Source organism: Streptomyces azureus (genome assembly GCF_001270025.1).
GTDB lineage: Bacteria > Actinomycetota > Actinomycetes > Streptomycetales > Streptomycetaceae > Streptomyces > Streptomyces azureus.
The window spans coordinates 1-1,300 of record NZ_DF968373.1; the positions used below are offsets into that span (position 1 = coordinate 1).

Sequence of the window (1,300 nt, forward strand, 5' to 3'; positions counted from 1 at the left end):
CTTGAGTTCTAGCGATCGTCGCAACACCCCAGCTCAAGGGGTGCGATGTTCGAGATCCGCAAGACACGGACGGTGGCCCAGGGCCGCAGGAAGCTGACCCGTGAGCGGCAGGAATACTTCCGGCTCGTGCAGCAGGGCGTGAGTTACACGGAGGCGGCCAGGCTCGTCGGCATCAACCTCCGCACGGGAAAGCGATGGCGCAACGGCCGGAACCCCTCCGGCCGACAGAAGGCGGCACCACCGGCCAGACCGGTGCTGCCGCCTTCTGGTGCGTCCCGGTACCTACGTGAAGCCGACCGGATCTACATCGCTGACCGGCTCCTGGAGAAGGCGACGGTCCGCGCTATCGCCGCCGAACTGGGCCGCAGCCCCTCCACCGTCAGCCGGGAGATCCGCCGCAACCGGCACCCCGTCAACGGCCAGTACCGCCCCTTCGCCGCCCAGGCCCGCGCGGATGACCGCCGTCCCCGCCCCAAGCCCCGGAAGATCAGCCAAGACCCCGAGCTGCGGGCCGCCGTCCAGGCAGGTCTTGACGAGCGGTGGAGCCCGGAACAGATCTGTCACGCTCTGCGCAGACAGTTCCCCGACCGGCCGGAGATGCACGTGGTCCACGAAACCGTCTACCAGGCGCTCTACGTGCAAGGACGCGGAGCACTGCGCCGGGAGCTGGCCGGCGCCCTGCGCACCGGACGCGCCCGCCGCAAGCCCCACCGCCAGGCCAACTGCCGACAGCCGCGCTTCACCGATCCGATGGTGATGATCAGCGACCGCCCGGCCGAGGCGGACGACCGGGCCGTGCCCGGCCACTGGGAAGGCGACCTCATCATCGGCAAGAACAGCGGCTCGGCGATCGGCACCCTCGTCGAACGCAGCACCCGCTACGTGATGCTCCTCTACCTGCCCATGGACCACACCGCAGCCAGCGTCCGAGACGCCCTGACGGAGACCGCGCTAAGGCTGCCACCGCACCTCAAGCGGTCCCTCACCTGGGACCAGGGCTCCGAAATGGCCGCCCACCACACCTTCACCATCGCCACGGACATCCCGGTCTACTTCTGCGACCCGGCAAGCCCATGGCAACGCGGCTCCAACGAAAACACCAACGGCCTGCTGCGGCAGTACTTCCCCAAGGGAACCGACCTGTCCGTCCACAGCCGCGAACACCTGGACGCCGTCGCCGCCCAGCTCAACGGCCGCCCACGCAAAACGCTCGGCTGGGAAACCCCAGCCGAGCGTCTGCATAAACTGCTCGCCGTCTGACCTAACCGATCATGTGTTGCGACGATCCCTAGAAACCGCC

General features: G+C 68.4%; 1 protein-coding gene. It reads left to right on the plus strand.

Translation table 11 applies throughout. The features are described 5' to 3' along the window. The first annotated feature begins 45 nt into the window (after positions 1-45). Positions 46-1,260 (plus strand): IS30 family transposase, encoded by a 1,215-nt coding sequence (locus AOQ53_RS30725; protein WP_059422222.1) that lies wholly within the window; start codon positions 46-48, stop codon positions 1,258-1,260. The last annotated feature ends 40 nt before the right edge of the window (positions 1,261-1,300 follow it).